Consider the following 23164-nt stretch of genomic DNA (forward strand, 5'->3'; position numbering starts at 1 on the left):
GGCAGGGGGCGGCGGGGGCCGGGCGTCCGGCCCGGCGTACGGCGGGGCATGCCAAGGGGTATGCGGCGGGGCATGCCAAGGGGTCCCCCGGTGCTTCCGGGGGACCCCTTGCCGGTCATGTCAGCTCTCGCGTGCCGCGATGAGGTGTTCGGCGTGCTCCTGGAGGGAGCGGACGCCGATGTCGCCCGCGACGAGCGCGCCGATGCCCTGGACGGCCGCGGCGAAGCCCTGCACGGTGGTGATGCTCGGGACGCCGCGGGTGACGGCCGCGGTGCGGATCTCGTAGCCGTCGAGGCGGCCGCCGGTGCCGAACGGCGTGTTGACGATGAGGTCGACCGCGCCGTCGTGGATCAGCTGGACGATGGTCGGCTCGCCGTTCGGGCCGGTGCCTTCGCTGTGCTTGCGCACGATGGTGGCGGTGACGCCGTTGCGGCGCAGCACCTCGGCGGTGCCCTGGGTGGCGAGGATCTCGAAGCCGAGGTCGACGAGCGCCTTGACCGGGAAGACCATGGAGCGCTTGTCGCGGTTGGCGACCGAGACGAACGCGCGGCCCTTGGTCGGGAGTGCGCCGTAGGCGCCGGCCTGCGACTTGGCGTAGGCGGTGCCGAAGAACGCGTCGATGCCCATGACCTCGCCGGTCGAGCGCATCTCCGGGGAGAGCACCGTGTCGACGCCGCGGCCGTGCTCGTCGCGGAAGCGGTTCCACGGGAGGACGGCTTCCTTGACGGCGATCGGCGCGTCCATCGGCAGGGTGCCGCCGTCGCCGTCGGCCGGGAGGAGGCCTTCGGCGCGGAGTTCGGCGATCGTGGCGCCGAGGGAGACGCGTGCGGCGGCTTTGGCGAGCGGTACCGCGGTCGCCTTGGAGACGAACGGCACCGTGCGGGAGGCGCGCGGGTTGGCTTCGAGGACGTAGAGGATGTCCCCGGCCAGCGCGAACTGGATGTTGATCAGGCCGCGGACGCCGACGCCTTCGGCGATGCCGCGGGTGGCGGCGCGGAGCCGCTTGATGTCGAAGCCGCCGAGGGTGATCGGCGGGAGGGCGCACGCGGAGTCGCCGGAGTGGATGCCGGCTTCCTCGATGTGCTCCATGACACCGCCGAGGTACAGGTCCTCGCCGTCGTAGAGGGCGTCGACGTCGATCTCGATGGCGTCGTCGAGGAACCGGTCGACGAGGACCGGGTGGTCGGACACCAGCCCGGCGTTCTGCTCGAGGTAGGTGGCGAGGGATTCCTCGTCGTAGACGATCTCCATGCCGCGGCCGCCGAGGACGTACGACGGGCGGACCAGGACCGGGTAGCCGATCTCGTCGGCGATGGCCTTGGCCTCGTCGAAGGAGAACGCGGTGCCGTGCTTGGGCGCGGTCAGTCCGGCCTCGTGCAGGACGCGGCCGAAAGCGCCGCGTTCCTCGGCGAGGTGGATGGCCTCGGGCGAGGTGCCCGCGATGGGCACGCCGTTGTCCTTGAGGGCCTGGGCGAGGCCGAGCGGGGTCTGGCCGCCGAGCTGGACGAGGACGCCCGCGACGGGGCCGGCCTGCTGCTCGGCGTGCACGATCTCGAGGACGTCTTCGAGGGTGAGCGGCTCGAAGTAGAGCCGGTCCGACGTGTCGTAGTCGGTCGAGACGGTCTCGGGGTTGCAGTTGACCATGACGGTCTCGTAGCCGGCGTCGGCGAGGGCGAACGCGGCGTGCACGCACGAGTAGTCGAACTCGATGCCCTGCCCGATGCGGTTCGGCCCGGAGCCGAGGATGATCACCGCGGGCTTGTCGCGGGGCGCCACCTCGGTCTCCTCGTCGTAGGACGAGTAGTGGTAGGGCGTCTTCGCGGCGAACTCGGCGGCGCAGGTGTCGACCGTCTTGTAGACCGGGCGGATGCCGAGGGCGTGCCGGACCTCGCGGACGACGTCTTCGCGGAGTCCGCGGATGCCCGCGATCTGGGCGTCGGAGAAGCCGTGCCGCTTGGCGAGGCGCAGGACCTCGGGGGTGAGTTCGGTGGCGGCTTCGATCTCGCCGGCGACCTCGTGGACCAGGTAGAGCTGGTCGAGGAACCACGGGTCGATGCGGGTCGACGCGAAGAGTTCGTCGGGGGTCGCGCCCGCGCGGATGGCGTCCATGACGGTGTTGATGCGGCCGTCGGTGGGCGTCTTGGCGAGGTCGAGGAGGGTGGCCTTGTCGCCGGGGGTGCCGTGGAAGGCGAACTGCGAGCCCTTCTTCTCCAGCGACCGGAGGGCCTTCTGCAGGGCCTCGGTGAAGTTGCGGCCGATGGCCATGGCCTCGCCGACCGACTTCATCGTGGTGGTGAGGCTGGAGTCGGCGGCCGGGAACTTCTCGAACGCGAAGCGGGGGACCTTGACGACGACGTAGTCGAGCGTGGGCTCGAACGACGCGGGGGTCTCCTGCGTGATGTCGTTGGGGATCTCGTCGAGGGTGTAGCCGACGGCGAGGCGGGCGGCGATCTTGGCGATCGGGAAGCCGGTGGCCTTGGACGCGAGCGCCGACGAGCGGGACACGCGCGGGTTCATCTCGATGACGATGATGCGGCCGTCGTCGGGGTTGACCGCGAACTGGATGTTGCAGCCGCCGGTGTCGACGCCGACCTCGCGGATGACCGCGATGCCGATGTCGCGGAGCCGCTGGTACTCGCGGTCGGTGAGGGTCATGGCGGGGGCGACGGTGATCGAGTCGCCGGTGTGCACGCCCATCGGGTCGAAGTTCTCGATGGAGCAGACGACCACGACGTTGTCGTGCTTGTCGCGCATCAGCTCCAGCTCGTACTCCTTCCAGCCGAGGATGGACTCCTCGAGGAGCACCTCGGTGGTCGGGGAGAGCGCGAGGCCCTGGCCGGCGATGCGGCGCAGGTCTTCCTCGTCGTGCGCGAAACCGGAGCCGGCGCCGCCCATGGTGAACGAGGGGCGGACGACGACGGGGTAGCCGCCGAGGGTGTCGACGCCGGCGAGGACCTCGTCCATCGTGTGGCAGATGACCGAGCGGGCGGACTCGCCGTGCCCGATCTTCTCCCGGACGCGTTCGACGACGCCCTTGAACAGGTCGCGGTCCTCGCCCTTCTGGATGGAGTCGATGTTCGCGCCGATGAGTTCGACGTTGTACTTCTCCAGGACGCCGTTCTCGCTGAGCGCGACCGCGGTGTTGAGCGCGGTCTGGCCGCCGAGGGTCGGCAGGAGGGCGTCGGGGCGCTCCTTGGCGATGATCTTCTCGACGTACTCGGGGGTGATCGGCTCGACGTACGTCGCGTCGGCCACCTCCGGGTCGGTCATGATCGTGGCCGGGTTGGAGTTGACCAGGATGACCCGCAGGCCTTCGGCCTTGAGGACCCGGCACGCCTGGGTGCCGGAGTAGTCGAACTCGGCGGCCTGGCCGATGACGATCGGGCCCGAGCCGACGACCAGGACGGACTTCAGGTCGCTGCGCTTAGGCACTCTTGCTCTCCGAATTGTTCTGCGGGTTGATCTGCGGGTTGATCTGCGGGTTGGCAGTCATCAGGTCGACGAAGCGGTCGAACAGGTAGGCGGCGTCGTGCGGTCCGGCCGCCGCCTCGGGGTGGTACTGCACGCTGAACGCCGGCTTGTCGAGCAGGCCGAGGCCTTCGACGACGTTGTCGTTGAGGCACACGTGGGTGACCTCGACGCGGCCGTACGGGGTCTCGCTCACCTTGTCGAGGGGCGCGTCGACGGCGAAGCCGTGGTTGTGCGCGGTGACCTCGACCTTGCCGGTGGTGCGGTCCTGCACGGGCTGGTTGATGCCGCGGTGGCCGTACTTCAGCTTGTAGGTGCCGAAGCCGAGCGCGCGGCCGAGGATCTGGTTGCCGAAGCAGATGCCGAAGAACGGCGTGCCGCGGTCCAGGACGGCGCGGGCGACGGCGACCTGGTGGTCGGCGGTGGCGGGGTCGCCGGGGCCGTTGGAGAAGAACACGCCGTCCGGGTCGACGGCGTACACGTCGTCGGCGGTGGCGTTGGCGGGCAGCACGTGCACCTCGATGCCGCGTTCGGCCATGCGGTGCGGGGTCATGCCCTTGATGCCGAGGTCGAGCGCGGCGACGGTGAACTTCTTGGCACCGATCGCCGGAACCACATAGGGCTCCTTGGTGGCGACCTCGCCGGCCAGGTCGGCGCCGGTCATCTCGGGCGCGTTGCGGACCTTGGCGAGCAGCGTGGCGTCGTCGGAGATGGCCGCACCGGAGAAGATGCCGACCCGCATCGCACCGCGTTCGCGCAGGTGGCGGGTGAGGGCGCGGGTGTCGATGCCGGAGATGCCGACCACGCCGTACGTGACGAGTTCCTCGTCGAGGCTGCGCTGCGCACGCCAGTTCGAGGAGCGGCGCGCGGGATCACGGACGACGTACCCGGACACCCAGATGCGCGAGGACTCGGGGTCCTCGTCGTTGACGCCGGTGTTGCCGACGTGCGGGGCCGTCATGACGACGACCTGGCGGTGGTACGACGGGTCGGTGAGGGTCTCCTGATAGCCGGACATGCCGGTGGAGAACACTGCTTCTCCGAAGGTCTCCCCCACGGCGCCGTACGCGCTGCCGCGGAAGGTGCGGCCGTCCTCCAAGACGAGGACGGCTGGGCCCGCGGCCTGGGCGTTCTGTGCGGTCACTGTGCGGTGCCTTCCTTGTTCGTGCCGTTCGGGGCCGGTACATCGCCCATAAGAGGTGCGCCGCGGAGCGGCTCCGAAGAAGGGTGGTGGTGGGCGAGGGGCCGGCCGAGGCGGTTGACGGCGTCGACCCATGCGTCGTGTTCCGCGGCGTGGTCGCTGCGGAAGCCGGAGTCCAGCTGTGTGTCGCCGAGCTTCCAGGTCACGACCAGCAGGCCGCCTTCGGGCAGCACCTTGCCGGCCATGGCCTTCTCGAAGCGGGCCTCGACCAGGTCCCCGGCGGGGATGAAGAATCCTGCCGCGGCGGGGCGGTCCACTCGCAAGCCCTTTTCGGTCAGGGTGAGGTCCGCGGCGCTGCGCGTGCCGAGGCCGTGCGCGACGATCCGGTTCAGCCACTGCCCGGCGACGGTGCTGCCGAAGTAGCGGCCGGCCAGCTCCGGCAGCAGCGGCGTCCCCGCTTCGGCGGGGGCCTCGGCGGGCGCGGGCAGGTCCGCCTGGCGGCGGGCCCGCTTCTGCCAGGCGCGCCACATCAGGAAGTACAGGCCGAGGATGAGCACCGCGAAGATGCCGACCCAGAGCAGGTAGCCGCCCCAGTCGGACACGTTCGCGGACTTCTTCTCGGCCGCGTCTTCCGCAGCGGCCAGAATGCGAGTGTTCACGCGAGCTTCCCGTCGATCACCGTCGGTACGCCGCGCAGGAAGGTCGCCACCACGCGGCCGGGGAGTTCCATGCCGGCGTAGGGGGTGTTCGCGCTCCGCGAGGCGAGTTCTGACGGTTCGACGGTACGCCGTGCCGCGGGGTCGACGAGAACCAGGTTGGCGGGCTCGCCGACGGCGATGGGGCGGCCGTGGCCGCCGAGGCGGCCGATGCGTGCGGGGCGTGCGGACATGCGGTCGGCGACGCCGGCCCAGTCCATCAGACCGGTGTCGACCATGGTCTGCTGCACGATGCCGAGGGCGGTCTCGAGGCCGAGCATGCCCATGGCCGCGACGGCCCACTCGCAGTCCTTGTCCTCGGACGGGTGCGGGGCGTGGTCGGTGGCGACGGCGTCGATGGTGCCGTCGGCGAGGCCTTCGCGGAGCGCGGCGACGTCGGCGGCGGTGCGCAGCGGCGGGTTGACCTTGTAGACGGGGTCGTAGGAGCGGACCAGCTCGTCGGTGAGGAGGAGGTGGTGCGGGGTGACCTCGGCGGTGACGTCCCAGCCCTTGGACTTGGCCCAGCGGATGATCTCGACGGAGCCGGCCGTGGAGACGTGGCAGACGTGCAGGCGGGAGCCGACGTGCGCGGTGAGGAGGACGTCGCGGGCGATGATCGCCTCTTCGGCGACGGCGGGCCAGCCGCGGAGGCCGAGGACGCCGGAGACGGTGCCCTCGTTCATCTGGGCGCCTTCGGTGAGGCGGGGCTCCTGGGCGTGCTGGGCGACGACGCCGTCGAACGCCTTCACGTATTCGAGGGCGCGGCGCATGATGACGGCGTCGTGGACGCACTTGCCGTCGTCGGAGAAGACCTTCACGTTGGCGGCGGAGTCGTGCATGGCGCCGAGTTCGGCGAGGCGTTCGCCGTTGAGGCCGATGGTGACGGCGCCGACGGGGTGGACGTCGCAGCGGCCGGCTTCCTGGCCGAGGCGCCAGACCTGCTCGACGACGCCGGCGGTGTCGGCGACCGGGTCGGTGTTGGCCATGGCGTGCACGGCGGTGTAGCCGCCGAGGGCGGCGGCGCGGGTGCCGGTCTCGACGGTCTCGGCGTCCTCGCGGCCGGGCTCGCGCAGGTGCGTGTGCAGGTCGACGAGGCCGGGGAGCAGGATGTGGCCTTCGGCGTCGATGATCTGCACGGCGTCGGCGGGCTCGAGGCCGTGCCCGATCTCGGCAATCTCGGCAATCTCGGCAATACGGCCGTCGGAGATGAGCACGTCCTGTGCGTCGCCGCCAAGGACCTTGGCGTTCTTGATCAGGTACGTGCTCACTTCGCGGACTCCTCGGTTGTGGTGATGGCGGGCTCGGATCCGCCGAGCAGCAGGTACAGGACGGCCATGCGGACGCTGACGCCGTTGGTGACCTGCTCGACGATGGTCGAGCGGGTCGAGTCGGCGACTTCGGCGGCGATTTCCATGCCGCGGTTCATCGGGCCGGGGTGCATGACGATGGCGTGCTCGGGGAGCGCGTCCATGCGCTTGCGGTCCAGGCCGTAGCGGCGGGAGTACTCGCGCTCGGTCGGGAAGTAGGAGGCGTTCATGCGCTCGCGCTGGACGCGCAGCATCATGACCGCGTCGGACTTGGCCAGGACCGCGTCCAGGTCGTAGGACACCCGGCACGGCCAGGTCTCGATGCCGATCGGCAGCAGCGTCGGCGGGGCGACCAGCGTGACCTCGGCGCCGAGGGTGGCGAGCAGCAGCACGTTGGAGCGTGCGACGCGGCTGTGCAGGACGTCGCCGACGACGGTGATCTTGCGGCCGTCCAGGTCCCCCTTGCCCGCGTTCAGGTGGCGGCGCATGGTGAACGCGTCGAGGAGGGCCTGGGTGGGGTGCTCGTGGGTGCCGTCGCCGGCGTTGACGACGGAGCCGCGCAGCCAGCCGGAGTTTGCGAGGGTGTGCGGCGCGCCGGAGGCGTGGTGCCGGATGACGACCGCGTCGGCGCCCATCGCCTGGAGGGTCAGCGCGGTGTCCTTGAGGCTTTCGCCTTTGGAGACCGAGGAGCCCTTGGCGGAGAAGTTGATGACGTCCGCGGAGAGCCGCTTGGCGGCCGCTTCGAAGGAGATCCGGGTGCGGGTGGAGTCCTCGAAGAACAGGTTGACGACGGTGCGCCCGCGCAGGGTGGGGAGCTTCTTGATGGGGCGTTCCGCGACGTGCGCGAGTTCCTCGGCGGTGTCGAGGATCAGGAGCGCGTCGTCGCGGGTGAGGTCGGCGGCCGAGATGAGATGACGCTTCACGCTGCTACTTCGCTTCCGGGGTGGATGCCGGGTCGCCTGGCGGACCGGCCTGGGCGGTGTCTCCGCGGGTGCCGAGGAGGACCGCGTCGCGGCCGTCGTGCTCGTCGAGGAGCACCTGCACCTTTTCGCGCTGCGAGGTGGGCAGGTTCTTGCCCACGTAGTCGGCGCGGATGGGGAGTTCGCGGTGGCCGCGGTCGACGAGGACGGCGAGCTGCACGGCGCGCGGCCGGCCGATGTCGTTCAGCGCGTCGAGCGCGGCGCGGATGGTGCGCCCGGAGAAGAGCACGTCGTCGACGAGGACGACGAGCTTGCCGTCGATGCCGTCCGCGGGGATCTCGGTGCGTTCGAGCGCGCGGGCGGGCCGCAGCCGCAGGTCGTCGCGGTACATCGTGATGTCGAGGGCGCCGACCGGGATCGTGATGCCTTCGATGGATTCGAGGCGGGCGGCGAGGCGCCGGGCGAGCGCGACGCCGCGGGTCGGGATGCCGAGCAGGACCACGTCGTCGGCGCCCTTGGCGCGTTCGACGATTTCGTGGGCGACGCGGGTGAGGACCCGGGCGATGTCGGGGGCCTCCAGGACCGCCCGGGCGGACGCCGGGTCCAGGTCGCCGGGGCGGGGGCTCGGCGGGAGCCCCGGAGTGGGTACTGCGCTGGTCATGCGGAAGCAGACCTCCTTCCCCGTCTCACGGGACGGGCTTTAAAGGACGTCGGGTAACGCCCCTCAGACTACCAGGGCGATGATCTCTCCCATTTGGGCGGTTCTTCCAACCGGACGGCCTGTACGCAGCGCTGCCGAAAGGCCTGTGGACGAGGGCCGGACGTACCGGTTAGGCCGTTCGGCTTGACGGCCCCAAATCACTCTGCGTAACCTCACAATGAGTGACCACCGGGCGAAACGCGACACTCGCGACCTGTCGGCCCCCGAAGCGGGCCGGCATCCGGGTCGGCAGCGGAATCCGCGGCCGGGTCCGAGCGGGAATCGCGGAGCGCGGCGGTGGCCCTCCCCCATCGGCTCGACAGGGAACCGGTGGGCCTTCACGGTCAGTCACCTGTTTTGGGAGCCAGATGTCCAGCGACTACGCCAAGCAGCTCGGGGCGAAACTCCGCGCCATCCGTACCCAGCAGGGCCTTTCCCTGCACGGCGTCGAAGAGAAGTCCCAAGGGCGCTGGAAGGCCGTCGTCGTCGGGTCGTACGAGCGCGGCGACCGCGCCGTCACGGTCCAGCGCCTCGCCGAACTCGCCGACTTCTACGGCGTTCCGGTGCAGGAACTGCTGCCCGGCGGCACGCCGAACGGCGCCGCCGAGCCGCCGCCGCGCCTCGTCCTCGACCTCGAGCGCCTCTCGCAGGTCCCGTCCGACAAGGCGGGCCCGCTGCAGCGCTACGCCGCGACGATCCAGAGCCAGCGCGGCGACTACAACGGCAAGGTGCTGTCGATCCGTCAGGACGACCTGCGCACGCTGGCCGTGATCTACGACCAGTCGCCGAGTGTGCTCACCGAGCAGCTCATCAGCTGGGGCGTCCTCAACCCCGAGGCCCGCCGCGCCGTGGACACCACCGCGGGCGCCTGACCACACAGCTGACGCAGCGTCACAAAACCGTGGGGCCCGGAGAGTTCGCGAACTCTCCGGGCCCCACGGCAGTTGTTCACAGGGTGTGCAGCCGACCGTCCGCATAACGGACGACGCAGACCGGGGTACGGTCCGATGCGCTACGCGCCCGCTTCGGCGTTCGCCTTCGCCGTGTCGTAGCGCTCCTGCGCGGCCAGCACGCCGGCCATATTGCCCTCGACGAACCCGATCAGCTCCTGGAGGCGTTCGACGACGCCGGAGCCGAACTCGGTGAGCCGGTATTCGACGTTCGGCGGGATCGCCTGCTTGACCTCGCGGACGACCAGGCCGTCGCGCTCCAGCGCGTGCAGGGCTTGGGCGAGCATCTTCTCGCTGATCCCGTCGACACGGCGGCGCAGCGCGTTGAAGCGCAGGTCGCCGTCGGCGAGCGCGACGAGCACGAGGCCGCCCCAGCGGCCGGTGACGTGCTCCATGGTCGGGCGCGACGGGCAGCCGCGGGCGAATACGTCGAAGACGACCTCTTCGAGGCCGTCGTCCTCAGCGGTCGGGGTGGTCTTCGCGGTCGTCATGGTGTTCACGGTACCTCCACCGCACTGCAATCACGAGTGCACTGCTTCCAGGGTTGCACTTTCCAAAAGTTAGTGCCAACGTTGTGGCCAGTGCTGCGCCGCTCGGCGCCGCGTTCCTTTCCCGGAGGAGAACCCTGTGATCGTCGTTACCGGAGCCACCGGACGTCTCGGCCGCCTCACCGTCGAGAGCCTGCTCGCCCGCGGCGTGCCGGCCGCGGAGATCGCCGTCGCGGTGCGCGGTCCCGAGCGGGCCGCGGACCTCGCGGCGCGCGGCGTGGCCGTCCGCGAGGGCGACTACGACCGTCCCGACACGCTGGCCGCGGCGTTCGCGGGCGCGGACACCCTCGTGCTGGTGTCCGCGAACGCGCCGGACAACGCGCTGCGGATCGGGCAGCACCGTGCGGCCGTCGCCGCGGCGCAGCAGGCGGGCGTGGGGCGGATCGTCTACACGTCCATCGCCGAGGCGGACACGAACCCGCTGTCGCTGGCGACGGTGCACAAGGCGACGGAGGAGCTGATCCGCGCGACCGGCATCCCGTTCGTGTTCCTGCGCAACAGCTGGTACTTCGAGAACTACACGGCGGGTATCCCGGACGCGCTCGGCCGCGGCGGCCTGGTGGGCACGGCGGCGGAGGGCCGTATCGCGGCCGCGTCGATCGCGGACTTCGCGGAGGCCGCGGCGGTCGTGGCGGCGGGCACCGGGCACGACGGGAAGGCGTACGAGCTGACCGGGGACGCGTCGTGGACGCTCGGCGAGCTCGCCGCGGAGGTCGCGAAGCAGACCGGCAAGCCGTTCACCTACACGGACCTGCCGGCCGAGGACTACGCCGCGGTCCTCACCGGCGCGGGCCTGGCCGCCGGGCTGGTGGACATGCTGACGGACGCCGAGGTGCACACCCGCGGCGGCGCGCTCGCGCTGGTCTCCGCGGACCTGCGCACGCTGCTGGGGCGTCCGACGACGACGCTGCCGGGGGCGGTCGCGGAGGCGCTGAAGACGGTGTGAGCGACGCGCCTTCGGGCTCGTGCGGCACAAGGCCCCGTCCGCACCACTGGTGCGGGCGGGGCCTCGACGCGTCACACGTCCTCACCGCGCTTCGTGCACGACCTCCCCCGCGACCGCGACCAGTTCGCACACCGTGCCGGGGATCTCCTCCGGCTCCACCGCGAAAATGTCGCGCGACAGCACGACGAAGTCCGCGGCCTTCCCCACGGTCAGCGAACCGCGTTCGTGTTCGAGGAAGTTGGCATAGGCCGAGCCCATCGTGTAGCCGTGCACGGCGGTCGTGACGTCGACCGTCTCGCTGGGCATCCACGCTTCGCCGCCGCCGAGCGGTTTGCGGGTGACCGCCGTGTAGATCCCGATCATCGGGTCCATTTCGGCGACGTTCCAGTCGCTGGAGAACGCCAGCACCGCGCCTGCCTCGTCCAGGGACCGCATCGGCCACGCCTTGTGCCAGCGGCCTTCGCCGACGTTCTCCGCCCAGTCCTGGCCGGGGCCGGCGATCTCCGGTGCGCAGTGCCGCGGCTGCATGCAGGCGACGACGCCGAGGTCGCGGAACCGGGGGACGTCGTCGGGGTCGAGGCATTCGACGTGCACGACCTGGTGGCGGGCGTCGCGCGGCCCGTTGACGGTGCGGGCGTGCGCGACGGCGTCGAGGACGGTGCGGATGCCGCGGTCGCCGGTGGCGTGGACGAAGCACTGGAATCCGCGCGCGTCGAGCTTGGCGAGCAGGCCGGCGAATTCGTCGGCCGGGTAGAAGGTGTCGCCGCGGTGGTGCGCGCAGCCGTGGTAAGGCTCCAGCAGGGCGGCGGTGCGCGGTTCGACGACGTCGTCGATGTAGAGCTTGAGCGGGCCGACGGTCAGCCGGTCGTCGGCGAATTCGCGGGCGGCGGCGGCGAAGTCGTCGAGGTCCGCGTCGGTGGTGCCGCGCGGGTGGAACAGCGCGGCGACGATGCGGGAGCGGAGCCGGCCTTCCGCGCGGGCGCGGGTGAACAAGGCCAGGTCGTCGAGGGAGTTCTGCGGTTCGACGACCGTGGTGATGCCGAAGCGGATCGCGTCGTCGAGGCTGCGCGCGAGACGGCCGTACTGGCGGTCGGCGCTCGCCCACGGCACACCGAGGGCCTGCAGTGCCCGATGGCCGTCGCGGGACAGGCCCCGGACCGCGAAGTCTTTGACGAAGCCCGTGGGTTCGCCGGTGGCCTCGTCTTTGTGGACGCGTCCGTACGGGAGTTCGTCGCTGTCCCGGGTGATGCCGAGGGTGCGCATCGCCGCGGTGTTGAGCCACGCCGTGTGTACGTCGTAGGAGAACACGATGGCGGGGACGTCGCCGGTGGCCGGGTCGAGGTCGGCGGCGGTGGGCATGCGGCCGTCGGGGATCGCGGAGTAGTCGAAGGCTTCGGCTTCGATCCACGCCGCGCCCGGGTTCGCGGCGTGCCAGGTGCGGATGCGGGCGTGGATGGCGTCGAGGGTGCGGGCGCCGGCGAGTTGCACGCATGCGCTGTCGGAGCCCAGGCGGACGTGGTTGTGGGCGTCGACGAAGCCCGGCAGGACGCGGCGTCCGGCACCGTCCAGGACGCGGGTGCCCGGCCCGATCCAGGCGTCGGCGCCGGTGTCGGGGCCCAGCCACGCGAGGCGTCCGGCGACGACGGCGAGCGCTTCCGCCGCGGGCAGGTCGGGGTCGACGGTGTGGATGCGGGCGTTGCGCAGGACGAGGTCGGCGGTCCGGCCGGCGGTCTGGGACACGGTGTACTCCGGGGTGGTGGTGCGGGTGCGGTGCGGCCGGGCGGTGTCAGCCGCGCGGCTGCGGTCGGCGGAATTGGGGTTCGCGGCGGGCGAGCACCCAGTACAGGAGGCCGGCGACGAGGGCGCCGGCGAGGGTGTAGTCGCCGTCGAGGGGGGCGACGAGGGGGCCGGTCCACAGCGCGGATTCGGCGCAGAGCGCGGCGATGGTGATGCCCGCGGCGAGGGCGGCGAGCCCGGCGGCGTGGATGCCGCGGGTGTACCAGTAGGTGCTGCCGGGGGTGGCGTCGTGGAGGGCGTCGGCGTCGTAGCGGCAGCGGCGCATGAGGGTGTCGGCGACGAACACGCCGCCCCAGGGGGCGAAGACCACCAGCAGCACGGACAGGAAGCTCGTGAGGGACTCGGTGAAGTCGACCCAGAACAGGGTGGCGAGGGATCCGGCGGCGATGACGGCGGTGCTGACGACGATGCCGCGGGCGCGGGACCAGGGGATGCCGAGGACCTGGAGGTTCAGGCTCGACGAGTAGAGCGTGAGGATCGAGTTGGTGACCGAGCCGCCGACCACGAGGAACAGGAACAGGCCTTGGAACCAGCCGGGCAGCAGGTCCGCGACGCCGGCGACGGGGTCGGTCATGTCGGCTTGGGTGGCGGCGGCGACGCCGACGACGCCCAGGAGGACGGACGACAGCATGCCGCCGATCGCGCCCCACCAGGTGATCGAGCGCAGCGTGGTGGTGCGCGGGAGGTAGCGGGTGTAGTCCGACGGCATCGGCAGGTACGAGACCGGGCCGGCGATCATGACGACGAGGGCGAGCGTCCACGCGTGGAAGGTGGTGCCGCCGGAGCCGGCCGAGGTGTCGGTGTCGGGCAGGACCAGCACGATGAGGATCGCGAAGCCGACGGCGAGGATGTACGCGGACCACCGCTCGGCGGCCTGGACGGTCGCGTGCCCCCACATGGCGACGGCGAACGTCATTGCGAGTGTCCCGGCGAGCGCCACGGCTCGGGCGAAGTCTCCGCCATGCCAGCCGAGTTCCGCGAAAAGTGCGTCGAGCGCCATGGTACCGACGACGGTGTTGAGGATCGTGTAGCCGATGCCGACGATCCAGTTGAGGAGTCCGGCCGGGAAGTTGCCGTGGATGCCGAAGGCCGCGCGGGAGATGACGAGCGTCGCGGTGCCGGTGCGGATCCCGGCCAGGCCGAGGGCGCTGACCACGAAGAAGGCCAGGCCGCCGAGGACGACCACGGCGGTGGCGGCCCAGAAGGACAGGCCGAAGGCGACGGCGAGGGTGCCGTTGATGACGTAGGTGAAGGTCAGGTTGGAGCCGAACCAGAGCCAGAACAGGTCCTTGGCGCCGCCGTGCCGTTCGGCGTCCGGGATCGGGTCGATGCCGTGGGCCTCGACCTGGAAAAACTCGTCGCTCGCCGGGCCGGCCGGTGCGGCGCCGGCCGCTGGTACGGGCGCGGAGTCCACGTTGGGCAGGGTCACCGGGCCTCCCCTCTCGCAGGGCGGAAGCGGGCGACCGGAGGGGTGGCCGCTTGCGCAGAGTTTGAATGACGCTCAAGAATCTTGAACGGCACTCAAGGTCGTCGACGCACCGCACCGCTGTCAAGGGTTCGCCGGAAATTTGATCGACGTTCAAGAAATCCTGCCGCCGCGATAGGGTCCGCACAGGGCAGAAGGCCGCGGAAGGCGGGGAGAACCGGTGGCAGCACGGCGCAAGGACGGCCGGATCGCGCAGGACCGCATGCTCGCGGAGGCCGTCGCGGCGATCGCCGAGGACGGCCTCGCCGCACTCACCATGGCCGGACTGGCCGAGCGGCTCGGCACCAGCGGCGGGCACATCCTGTACTACTTCGGCAGCAAGGACCAGCTGCTGCTGGCCGCCCTGCGCTGGAGCGAGGAGCGCCTCGCCGCGGAACGCGCGGAGCTGCTCGCCCGCCGGGTGCGCGCGCCGCGCAAGCTCGATCTGTTCTTCGCGCTCTATCTGCCCGACGGGCCGCGCGACCCGCGGTGGATGCTGTGGCTGGAACTGTGGGCCCGGACCGCGGGCAACGACGAACTGCGGCACGCGCAGGAAGAGATCGACCGCGGCTGGCAGGCCGACCTGGAGACGGTCCTGCGGTCGGGTGCGGAGCGCGGCGCATGGGTGGCCGAGGATGTCGCCACCGCCGCGTCGGACCTGCTGGCGCTGTTGGAGGGACTCAGCACGCGCGTGGTGCTCGGTCTCGCCGGAACCGGACGCGAGGAAGCGCTGCAGGCGGCCCGCCGCGCGGCGGGCCGCCTGGGCGCGCCGGCCTGACTCGGCCGGCCCGGCTCATCGGCGGGGTTCGTGCCGCCCGGCTCAGCCGGATTCGCGGACGACGACCCGCGGGTGCACCACCATGTGGTCGCGGTGCTTGTACGGCTTGTTCTCCATGAGGGCGGTCAGCGCGTCCGCCGCGCCGCCGCCCATGGTGCGGGTGTGCATGGCGACACTGGTCAGGCGCGGCCAGACCAGGTCGCAGAACGGCAGGTCGTCGGCGCCGACCACGGCCATGTCGTCCGGAACCGACCAGCCGCATTCGCGCAGCGCCGAGATGATCATCAGGGCGAAGTCGTCGTTGCTGGCGAACACCGCGGTGGGCGGGTCGGTTTCGCGCTGCCAGCCGCGCACGACCTGGAGGATGTCCTCGCGCACGTAGCCGACGTCGACGCGGAGCAGCTGGATGCCGGCCTCGTCCGCGGCGCCCTTGGCGCCTTCCCATCGGTCGGCGCCGAGCGCGGCGAGCGGTCCGGCGGGCACCAGGCAGGCGATGCGGCGGTGTCCGTTGCCGATGAGGTGCCGGATGGCGACCGCGCCGCTGTCCCGGTTGTCGAAGATCGCCGTCGGCACGCCCGGGTGCTCCTCGCGGCCCCACGCGAAGATCGCGCGGACGCCGGCCCGGCGGAGCACCTGCACGGCGCCGTCGGTGAGGCGGGCGGATTCGGCGAGGACCGCGAGCGGGCGGAGAGCCGCCCAGGCGCGGGCGGCGTCGGCGCCGCGGGCGTAGCGGTCCGCGTGGATCAGGAGGCTCAGTTCCTGGCGGCGGAGCGCTTCGGTGAGTTCGTCGATGAAGGTCTCGAGGAGCTGGCCCATCGGCTGGAGGGGCAGCGGGAACAGCACGACGTCGCTGTTGCCGGAGCGCAGCGACCGTGCGGGGGCGCTGGGCGCGTAGCCGAGTTCGCGGACCGCTTTGAGGACGCGTTCGCGGGTCTCGGCACTGACCCGGGCGCCGGGCGGCGAGTTGAGGACGTAGGAGACGGTGGAGCGGGATACGCCGGCGAGGCGGGCGACGTCGGCGCTGGTCGGCGGCTTGGCCGCGGACTCGGACATGTTCATCGCCGACTCCCCTCGGTGCGGCCCGTCGGGCGGGCCGGTCGCGGCGCGTCCTGCGGGGTCGGGCGGAACCCCATGGCGAACACCCCCGTTGTGCAGTTGGGTCCTGTGCGGGTCTTGTCTTGCCGCGCTGGTGCCGCGGACACGAGTCCTGCCGGGGCAGGACGGCATGCGTGGTGCGGGTGGTGCGCATGGTGCAGGCAGTGCAGGCAGTGCAGGCAGTACGGGTGGCGCTCGGTGGTGCTCGGCATGCCGGCCGCGCCGGAGATCCGCCGCGGATTACGGCGTGATCTGCGCCACCTTTCGGCATGCCGAAGAAACCCTACTGTTTCTTTGACTCGATCAGGGGGTTCTCGCCCAGGGATTTACCGGGATTATTCGGACTTCCATCCGGTGTCGAGCCACCCGGAGTCCACAAGATCGCCCATCGCCCCCCAGGCGTCCTGCAGCACCGCGGCCAGTTCGGGGGTGCCGAGGGCGCCGCGCTCGTTCCACTCGTCCATCGCCACCCGGCTCACCGCGTTGAAGCAGGCCACCGTGAGGGCCGCGCGCAGGTCGGCGTGCAGGTCGACGCCTTGGCGCCGGGCGATGACCGCGGTCATGAGCCGCTCGGTCTCCATCGCGTGCCGCAGGCTCGCGGCCATCAGGTGCGGGTTCTCCTCGATGAGGCGGCGGGTGCGCACGAACGCCTCGGAGGAGCCGCGCTTGGGGTCGTCGGCCAGCGCGGCCATGACCGTGAAGGTCGCGGTGCGCATCGCGACGACCGGCGGCTCGCCGGCGGGGCGCTCGGCGACCGCGTCCACGAAAGCGCGCTCGACTTCGGACGCCCGGGCGAGCGCGACGTCCTCCTTGCCCGCGAAGTAGCGGAAGAACGTCCGGCGCGACACGTCCACGGCCGCGGCGATCTCGTCGATCGTCGTGGCGTCGTACCCGTTGCGCCAGAACAGGTCGAGCGCCGCGTCGATGAGCGCTTCCCGGGTGCGCTCCTTCTTGCGTTCGCGCAGCCCCGCTGCCGGTGCGCCGTGCTCCACGATCGGACTCCCTCCTGCCGAATTGGCGCGAGTATGCCACCTGGCCCCCGGTGTAATTTGTCTCTCTTTGCCAAATGTCACCCAGTGCCACTAATCTACGAGCGTTCCACGAATTTTCAAGTCCCACCCGGGGGGTCTCCCCATGCCGAACGCCACGACCCTGGAGAAGGGCGCACCACCGCCCGGCTCCTCCGATTCCTCGCCACGATCCGGCACACGCGCCGGACTTCGCGGCAACCCTTGGCTCACGCTGATCGCGGTCGCGCTCGGCGTGATGATGGTGTCGCTCGACGGCACCGTGGTCGCCATCGCCAACCCGGAGATCGCCGACGACCTCGGCGCCTCGCTGGGCGACCTGCAGTGGGTCACCAACGGCTACCTGCTCGCACTCGCGGTGTTCCTCATCCCGGCGGGCAAGCTCGGCGACAAGTTCGGGCACCGCACGATCTTCCTCACCGGCGCGGTCGGCTTCGTCGCCACGTCGGTGGCCATCGGCGTGGCCGGCAACATCACCGCGCTCATCGGATTCCGGGTGCTGCAGGGCCTGTTCGGCGCGATGCTGCAGCCGACCGCGCTGGGCCTGCTGCGCGCCAGCTTCCCGCCCGGCAAGCTCAACATGGCCATCGGCATCTGGGGCGCGGCCATCTCGGCGGCGTCCGCGGCCGGCCCGATCGTTGGCGGCCTGCTGGTCCAGCACATCGGCTGGGAGTCGGTCTTCTTCGTCAACGCGCCGCTCGGCGTGATCGCGATCGTCGTCGGCCTGCTCGTGCTCGCCGACACCCGCACCCCGGGCATCGGCGGCCGGATCGACATCCCCGGCGTCGCGCTGCTGTCCGCGGCGATGTTCTGCCTGGTGTGGGGCGTCATCAAGTCGTCCGAGCACGGCTGGGGCAGCGCCTACACGCTCGGCTTCCTGGCCGCGTTCGCCGTCCTGCTGCTGCTGTTCGTCGCGTGGCAGGCACGCGCCGCCGAACCGCTCATGCCGCTGCGGCTGTTCCGCAACCGGTCGTTCTCGTCCGGTGTCGTGCTCATGATCTTCATGGCGTTCGGCATGTTCGGGTCGCTGTTCTTCCTGACCTTCTACCTCATCGGCGTCGGCGGGCTCAGCCCCGTGCAGGCCGGTGTCCGGATGCTGCCGCTGACCGTGATGATGGTCGTCGGCTCCGCGCTGGCGGGCGCGCTGGTCGGCCGGTTCGGGCCGCGCATGCCGATGGTCGGCGGCCTGGTGGTCAGCGCGGGTGCGATGTTCTGGATGACGCAGTTCGACGCGGACGCATCGCTCGCCGCCACCGCGCCGTGCTTCGCCCTCCTGGGCCTCGGCATCAGCCCGATCATGATCGGCGCCACCGACGTCATCGTCGGGAACGCGCCCGTCGAGCTGGCCGGTGTCGCGTCCGGCATCCAGCAGGCCGCCATGCAGGTCGGCGGCGCGCTCGGCACCGCGATCCTCGGCGCCGTCATGGCCGCCAAGGTCAACTCGACGCTGCCCGGCCACTGGTCGGACGCGGGCCTCGGCACGCTGTCCGGCTCCCAGGTCGACACCCTGAAGGACCCGGTCTCGCAAGGCATCGCGCCGATCCCGCAGGGCACGGCTCCCGATGTCGCATCGAAGATCTCCGAGGCCGCACACGCCTCGTTCCTGGACGGCATGCACCTGTCGTTCCTGATCGGCGCGATCGCGTTCACCTGCGCGATCTCGCTGGCCTTGCTCGTCCGGACAGGCGAGCGCCGCGAGGGCGCGGTGCCCGTACACGTCTAGTCCGGAACGCCGCCGGGCCCGCGCCGCCGCAACCACGGCGCGTACCCGGCGGACGGGGGAACCGGGAGGGGCCGATTGGTGAAGCAGTCGGCCCCTCCGCCTTTCCCGGACAAGATAGACAGGTACTCTTACCGCGTGTATCAGGACTCGCTCGGCGGCATCCGCCCTGGCTCGGAACTCGTCACCCTGCTCGTCGGCGCGGTGCGCGGCATCAGCCAGGTCTTCACCGACCGGATGACGGCCGCCGGTTTCGAGGACATCCGGCCCACCCACGGCTTCGCGCTCACCCTGGTGGCCGAGAACGGCACCACCGCGACCGAGCTGGGCCGCCGCCTCGGCATGACCAAGCAGTCCGCCGGCGAGGTCGTCACCCACCTCGCCCGCCAGGGCTACGTCGAGCGCAAGCCCGACCCGGAAGACCGCCGCGCCCGCCGCATCACCCTCACCACCCGCGGCCGCGAGTGCGTGGAGATCATCTGGACCGAGCTCGCCGACATCCAGGGCGCCTGGGAAGGCGCCGTTGGCGCCGACGGCCTCGGCGACCTGGTCGCCGGCCTGCGCGAAGGACTCCGCACACTGCGCGACGGCGGGCAGATCCCGGACGGCATGCGGCAGGCCTGGTGGTGGTACGCCTGACGGTCCCCGCCCGGTGCGCGGGGCGGGCGGCGGTCACGGGTGGAACAGCATGATCACGATGCCGGCGATCCCGACCACGATCGACGCCGCCGCGGTGACCTGGATCGGCACCGTCCCGGCCACCGGTGCCCCGGCGGCCAATGCCGCTTCGACCCGGCGGTGCCGCTGGATCCCCGTGGCATAGACCCCGGCCCCCACCACGAGGATCAGCACGCCGGGAATCGTCCAGGCCCAGTGGTCGAGTTGGTGCCCGGCGTGCAGCATCAGCGCGCCGTTGGCGAAGAACGCCATGGACGTGCGCGACCACGCGAGCCGGGTCCGCTCGGGCTGCAGCCCCGGGTCGCGCGGCGGCCCGGACGCGGTCTCCGCGGATGCGGTCATCCCAGCGCCAGCAGGACGATGCTGATGACGATCACCGCGGTCAGCCCCGCGGACAGCACCAGCGGCATGGGCGTGCCCGGCAGCGGCTGCCCGAGGCGCATCGCCCGCTCGACCTGGAACCAGCGCCGGTACGCGGTCGCGGCCAGCACGAGCGCGATCCCGACCAGGACGAAGCCGAGCACCATGCGGTGCGCGCGCGAGCCGAGGTCGGACAGGAACTGCACGACCGCGACGCCGCCCGCGAGGAGCGACAGCGCGGTGCGGATCCAGGCCAGGAACGTGCGTTCGTTGGCCAGGGTGAAGCGGTAATCGGGCTCGTCCCCGATGTCCTTGAGCCGGGGACGGCGCCGATCCGAGGTCATGGTCACGATTGTGCCGGGTGGGGTGCGGGTGCGCTCCTCCCGGGTGGGCGCGTCGGATGCGCGGCGCCCGTTCGGGCCGTCAGGGCAGCCGGAACAGGCCGCCGATCACGTCGGGGAGGAGCCGTTCGGCCAGGGCCGCGGGCAGTTGTTCGAGGAGGGCGAGGACCGGGGCCATGCGCTCCGGCATCGCTCCTCCCCCGCCGAGTCCGGCGAGTTCGAGGATCGCCGCGGACTCGGCCGCGGTGAGCGCCGCCGGGTCGATCAGCGCGGCCGCTTCGACCAGGCCCGGGTCGGCCTCGGCGGGGCCGAGGGTGCGGGCTTCGGCGACGGCCGCGGCGAGGGCGTCGAGCAGTCCGGCGGTCTTGCCCGCGGCGGCCGCGGTGACGGTCAGGTGGACGGTGCGCGGGAGGCCTCCGACGCCGGGCTGCGGCTGGATGTACCAGCCGTGCGCGCGCAGGCAGTCGGCGACGACGAACACGTCCACGGCCGGATCGGCGCTCGCCACCGCAAGGAGCGAACCGACGGGTTCCCCGAGGATGCGCAGTCCCGGGATCGCGGCGATGCCGGCGCGGAGTTCGGCCGCGGTGCGCAGCGTGCGGTCGGCGAGGTCGGCGTAGCCCGCGTCGCCGATGTGCCGCAGGACCGCCCAGGCGGCCGCCAGCGGCCCAGCGGACTTGGTGCCTTGCAGGGTCGCGTTGACGACGGGGTAGCCGGGCCATGACGCGGACGCGAAGTAGCCGTGCCGGCGCAGCTCGGCGTCGCGGAACAGTACGACGGAGGCGCCCTTCGGGGTGTACGCGTACTTGTGCAGGTCGACGGACAGCGACGTCACGCCGGGCACCGCGAGCCCGAAGTCCGGGATCGCGCTGCCGGGCAGCCGGCGGGCGTGGCCGAGGAGCCAGCCGCCGATGCACGCGTCGACGTGGCACAGGACGCCGCGTGCGGCGGCGTGCCCGGCGACGGCGGCGACCGGGTCGAGGACGCCGTGCGGGTAGGACGGCGCGGAGACGACCACCAGCGCGGTGCGGTCGGTGATCGCGGCGGCCATCGCCTCCGGGTCGGGGGTGAAGGTCTCCGGGTCGACGGGGATGTCGACGACGTCCAGACCGAAGAGGTGCGCGGCTTTGCGGAACGCGGCGTGCGCGGTGACCGGCAGGACGAGCTGAGGGTCCGTCACCCCGCGGCTGGCGCGGGCGTGTTCGCGGGCGGTGAGGACGGCGAGGAGGCAGCTTTCGGTGCCGCCGGAGGTGAAGGTGCCCGCGGTGTCCGGGCCGCCGCCGAGGAGGTGGGCGGTGGTGCCGACGACGTCGTTCTCCAGGGCGACGACGCTCGGGAACGCGGTCATGTCGAGGCCGTTGACGCCGGCCATGGCGGCGTAGGCGCGTTCGGCGAGGTCGGCGGTCTCCGGGCCGAGGCCGGCGTCGTAGACGTACGCGAGCGTGCGGCCGCCGTAGACCGGCAGGTCGGCACCGCGCAGCGCGTCGAGGTCGGCGAGGATCCCCGCGGCGGAGGTCTTGGCGCCGACGTCGGCGTCGTTGTCCGAGCGGCTCTCGGGGTGCGGTGCGGTCACGGCGTGTCCTCCCCGGCGGCCCGCGGAGCGGGCACGGGCGTGTGGCGCTCGCGCAGATCGGCGAGCTTCTCCTCGGTCAGGTCGTAGCGCAGGATGAACGGCATGCTCAGCACGAGCAGGACCGCGGGCAGCAAGGTGAAGCCGAACAGTACGCCGGACAGCGCCGCGTCGGGCTGGGGCACGCGGTGGTCGGCGTCCGACGAGACGAAGCCGGTGACCTGCAGGACGAGCGCGAAGATGCCGGCGCCGAGGGCCAGGCCGAGCATTTCGCCGGCCGTCCACACGCCGGTGAAAACACCCGCGCGGCGTTTGCCGGTGACCATCGCGTCGGCGGCGACGGCGTCGCCGATCATCGACATGGGCAGCATCTGCATGCCCGCGTAGCCGATTCCGGCGATGCCGGTGATGCCGTAGACGACGCCCGCGGGCACGTGGTCCGCGGACGTCATCAGCAGGGCGGCGACCAGGAAGCAGCAGGAGGCGGCGAACGCGGCGGCGCGTTTGCCGAACCGCAGCGCGGCACGCGACCACAGCGGCATGACGACGATCGACGGCAGGACGAGCGCGGCGAAGAGCCAGGTGGTCGCGGACGGGTCGTCGAGGACGTAGGTGGAGAAGTACTGCACGCCCGCGAGCATCGAGCCGGCGCCGACGGCCTGGATCACGTACATGCCGAACAGGTTCATGAAGGAACGGTTCGTCCGGGCCACCGCAAGCTGCTTGAGGATCGAACGCTCCCCCGCTTCCGCCCGCACGACGGTGCGGGCGCGCGCGGTGGTGAAGAACGCGGCGAGCATCCCCGCCATCAGCAGCACGCCGAGCGCGACGCCCATGACGCGGTACCCGTTGAGGGTGCCCGGGTCGTCGTCCCCGGAATGCCCGGCGATGAGCGGCGCGATCCCGCCGGACAGCATGATCGCGAAGCTGAGGAACGCGACCCGCCACGCCATCATGCGGGTCCGCTCGTGGTGGTCGGTGGTGATCTCCGCGGGCATCGCGATGTACGGCACCTGGAACGCGGCGAACGCGGTCGCCGCCAGCAGGTACATGCCCCCCACGTACAGCGCCGCCCAGTTGCCCGTCAGCGGCGGCCCCGCGAACATCGCCGCGAAGAAGAACGGCAGCGTGAGCGCGCCGCCGAGCATCCACGGACGGCGCGGCCCCCAGCGGTGGTCGGTGCGGTCGGACAGACTGCCCGCGTACGGGTTGGCCACCGCGTCCCACGCCTTCGGCAGGAACACCACGACACCCGCGACGAGCGGTGTCACGCCGAGCACGTCGGTCAGGTAGTACAGGAGCAGCAGCCCCGGCACCGCACCGAAAATCCCGGTGCCGAACGAACCGAGCCCGTAGCCGATCCGCACCACGCCGGGCAGCGCGGACGGCGCGCCGTCGGGGGGTGCCTCGGGCTGCGCATCGGCGGTTATTCGGCCCGCTTGGCCGGATGTGTCGGAGGAGTCGGGGGCCGACGTCGTCGCGCCGGTGCCCTCGGCGGGAACCATGCCCCGAACGTATTGCCTCGGCACGCCTGCCACTGCGGTTTGCCGGGTTGCCGTCCCCGAAAACACGGCGGCGGCCCCCCCGCCCCCCGCGCCCCCGGGGGCCGGCGCCCGGTCCCCCCCCCCCCCGCGGGCGGGGGGCCCCGGGGGGAGCC

The 23164-nt window shown here is 71.8% G+C and carries 20 protein-coding genes; 5 read left to right on the forward strand and 15 right to left on the reverse strand.

From position 1 onward, the window contains the following. Window positions 1-120: 120 nt before the first annotated feature. The 6 genes from carB to pyrR are packed head-to-tail and all read right to left on the reverse strand — an operon-like array spanning window position 121 to window position 8192. The gene (gene carB / locus ACPA54_RS26960; protein WP_423533982.1) at window positions 121-3432 is read right to left on the reverse strand and encodes a carbamoyl-phosphate synthase large subunit; all 3312 of its coding nucleotides are present in this window, start codon (window positions 3430-3432) and stop codon (window positions 121-123) included. Further along, a complete protein-coding gene (gene carA / locus ACPA54_RS26965; protein ID WP_423533983.1) occupies window positions 3425-4612 on the reverse strand; it encodes a glutamine-hydrolyzing carbamoyl-phosphate synthase small subunit in 1188 nt (395 codons plus the stop codon). The genes carB and carA overlap by 8 nt, the downstream gene beginning before the upstream one ends. Further along, window positions 4609-5268, reverse strand: coding sequence for a PH-like domain-containing protein (locus ACPA54_RS26970; protein WP_423533984.1), 660 nt, complete (start codon window positions 5266-5268; stop codon window positions 4609-4611). The genes carA and ACPA54_RS26970 overlap by 4 nt, the downstream gene beginning before the upstream one ends. Further along, window positions 5265-6572: a dihydroorotase gene (locus ACPA54_RS26975; protein ID WP_423533985.1), complete on the reverse strand. Its 1308-nt coding sequence runs from the start codon at window positions 6570-6572 to the stop codon at window positions 5265-5267. Before ACPA54_RS26975 ends, ACPA54_RS26970 begins: the two co-directional genes overlap by 4 nt. Further along, entirely contained in the window at window positions 6569-7534 is a 966-nt protein-coding gene (locus ACPA54_RS26980; RefSeq protein WP_423533986.1) for an aspartate carbamoyltransferase catalytic subunit, read from the reverse strand. The genes ACPA54_RS26975 and ACPA54_RS26980 overlap by 4 nt, the downstream gene beginning before the upstream one ends. Window positions 7535-7538: 4 nt before the next feature. Next, on the reverse strand, window positions 7539-8192 hold the full coding sequence (gene pyrR, locus ACPA54_RS26985) for a bifunctional pyr operon transcriptional regulator/uracil phosphoribosyltransferase PyrR (protein ID WP_423533987.1): 654 nt from the start codon (window positions 8190-8192) through the stop codon (window positions 7539-7541). Between the two features lie 407 nt (window positions 8193-8599). Between pyrR and bldD the strand changes: the two genes are divergently transcribed. Then, complete coding sequence (gene bldD / locus ACPA54_RS26990) at window positions 8600-9103, forward strand: transcriptional regulator BldD (RefSeq protein WP_345677911.1); 504 nt, start codon at window positions 8600-8602, stop codon at window positions 9101-9103. Between the two features lie 140 nt (window positions 9104-9243). Here bldD and ACPA54_RS26995 read toward each other — a convergent pair whose 3' ends face one another. Beyond that, window positions 9244-9672: a winged helix-turn-helix transcriptional regulator gene (locus tag ACPA54_RS26995; RefSeq protein WP_423533988.1), complete on the reverse strand. Its 429-nt coding sequence runs from the start codon at window positions 9670-9672 to the stop codon at window positions 9244-9246. A gap of 136 nt (window positions 9673-9808) precedes the next feature. On the opposite strand from ACPA54_RS26995, the gene ACPA54_RS27000 reads away from it, so the two are divergent. Continuing rightward, a complete protein-coding gene (locus tag ACPA54_RS27000) occupies window positions 9809-10675 on the forward strand; it encodes an NAD(P)H-binding protein (RefSeq protein WP_423533989.1) in 867 nt (288 codons plus the stop codon). A gap of 81 nt (window positions 10676-10756) precedes the next feature. Here the strand turns inward: ACPA54_RS27000 and ACPA54_RS27005 are convergent, their stop codons facing one another. Together ACPA54_RS27005 and ACPA54_RS27010 are read right to left on the reverse strand one after the other, a co-directional pair. Beyond that, window positions 10757-12415: an amidohydrolase gene (locus tag ACPA54_RS27005; protein ID WP_423533990.1), complete on the reverse strand. Its 1659-nt coding sequence runs from the start codon at window positions 12413-12415 to the stop codon at window positions 10757-10759. Window positions 12416-12461: 46 nt separating this feature from the next. Continuing rightward, window positions 12462-13901, reverse strand: a complete 1440-nt coding sequence (locus tag ACPA54_RS27010) for a purine-cytosine permease family protein (RefSeq protein ID WP_423533991.1) — start codon at window positions 13899-13901, stop codon at window positions 12462-12464. 259 nt (window positions 13902-14160) lie between these two features. Here ACPA54_RS27010 and ACPA54_RS27015 point away from each other — a divergent pair, with 259 nt between their 5' ends. Then, window positions 14161-14715, forward strand: a complete 555-nt coding sequence (locus tag ACPA54_RS27015) for a TetR/AcrR family transcriptional regulator (RefSeq protein ID WP_423534104.1) — start codon at window positions 14161-14163, stop codon at window positions 14713-14715. Window positions 14716-14757: 42 nt separating this feature from the next. Here ACPA54_RS27015 and ACPA54_RS27020 read toward each other — a convergent pair whose 3' ends face one another. Together ACPA54_RS27020 and ACPA54_RS27025 are read right to left on the reverse strand one after the other, a co-directional pair. Beyond that, window positions 14758-15774: a LacI family DNA-binding transcriptional regulator gene (locus ACPA54_RS27020; RefSeq protein WP_423533992.1), complete on the reverse strand. Its 1017-nt coding sequence runs from the start codon at window positions 15772-15774 to the stop codon at window positions 14758-14760. 371 nt (window positions 15775-16145) lie between these two features. After that, entirely contained in the window at window positions 16146-16802 is a 657-nt protein-coding gene (locus tag ACPA54_RS27025) for a TetR/AcrR family transcriptional regulator (protein ID WP_423533993.1), read from the reverse strand. Between the two features lie 142 nt (window positions 16803-16944). Between ACPA54_RS27025 and ACPA54_RS27030 the strand changes: the two genes are divergently transcribed. Beyond that, a complete protein-coding gene (locus ACPA54_RS27030) occupies window positions 16945-18561 on the forward strand; it encodes an MFS transporter (protein ID WP_423533994.1) in 1617 nt (538 codons plus the stop codon). Window positions 18562-18696: 135 nt separating this feature from the next. Beyond that, window positions 18697-19197: a MarR family winged helix-turn-helix transcriptional regulator gene (locus ACPA54_RS27035; protein WP_423533995.1), complete on the forward strand. Its 501-nt coding sequence runs from the start codon at window positions 18697-18699 to the stop codon at window positions 19195-19197. A 33-nt stretch (window positions 19198-19230) separates the two neighbouring features. Here ACPA54_RS27035 and ACPA54_RS27040 read toward each other — a convergent pair whose 3' ends face one another. From ACPA54_RS27040 to ACPA54_RS27055, 4 genes are all read right to left on the reverse strand, one after another. Then, on the reverse strand, window positions 19231-19578 hold the full coding sequence (locus ACPA54_RS27040; protein WP_423533996.1) for a DUF202 domain-containing protein: 348 nt from the start codon (window positions 19576-19578) through the stop codon (window positions 19231-19233). Next, window positions 19575-19940 carry a YidH family protein gene (locus tag ACPA54_RS27045; RefSeq protein ID WP_345677902.1) on the reverse strand — a complete coding sequence of 122 codons (366 nt, stop codon included), beginning with the start codon at window positions 19938-19940 and terminating at the stop codon, window positions 19575-19577. Before ACPA54_RS27045 ends, ACPA54_RS27040 begins: the two co-directional genes overlap by 4 nt. 79 nt (window positions 19941-20019) lie before the next feature. Beyond that, window positions 20020-21510: a pyridoxal phosphate-dependent decarboxylase family protein gene (locus tag ACPA54_RS27050; RefSeq protein WP_423533997.1), complete on the reverse strand. Its 1491-nt coding sequence runs from the start codon at window positions 21508-21510 to the stop codon at window positions 20020-20022. Next, window positions 21507-23012: an MFS transporter gene (locus ACPA54_RS27055; protein ID WP_423533998.1), complete on the reverse strand. Its 1506-nt coding sequence runs from the start codon at window positions 23010-23012 to the stop codon at window positions 21507-21509. Before ACPA54_RS27055 ends, ACPA54_RS27050 begins: the two co-directional genes overlap by 4 nt. Window positions 23013-23164: the final 152 nt, after the last annotated feature.

Origin of the sequence: Uniformispora flossi, assembly GCF_049534875.1 — a bacterium.
Taxonomy (GTDB): Bacteria; Actinomycetota; Actinomycetes; order Streptomycetales; family Streptomycetaceae; genus Yinghuangia; species Yinghuangia aomiensis.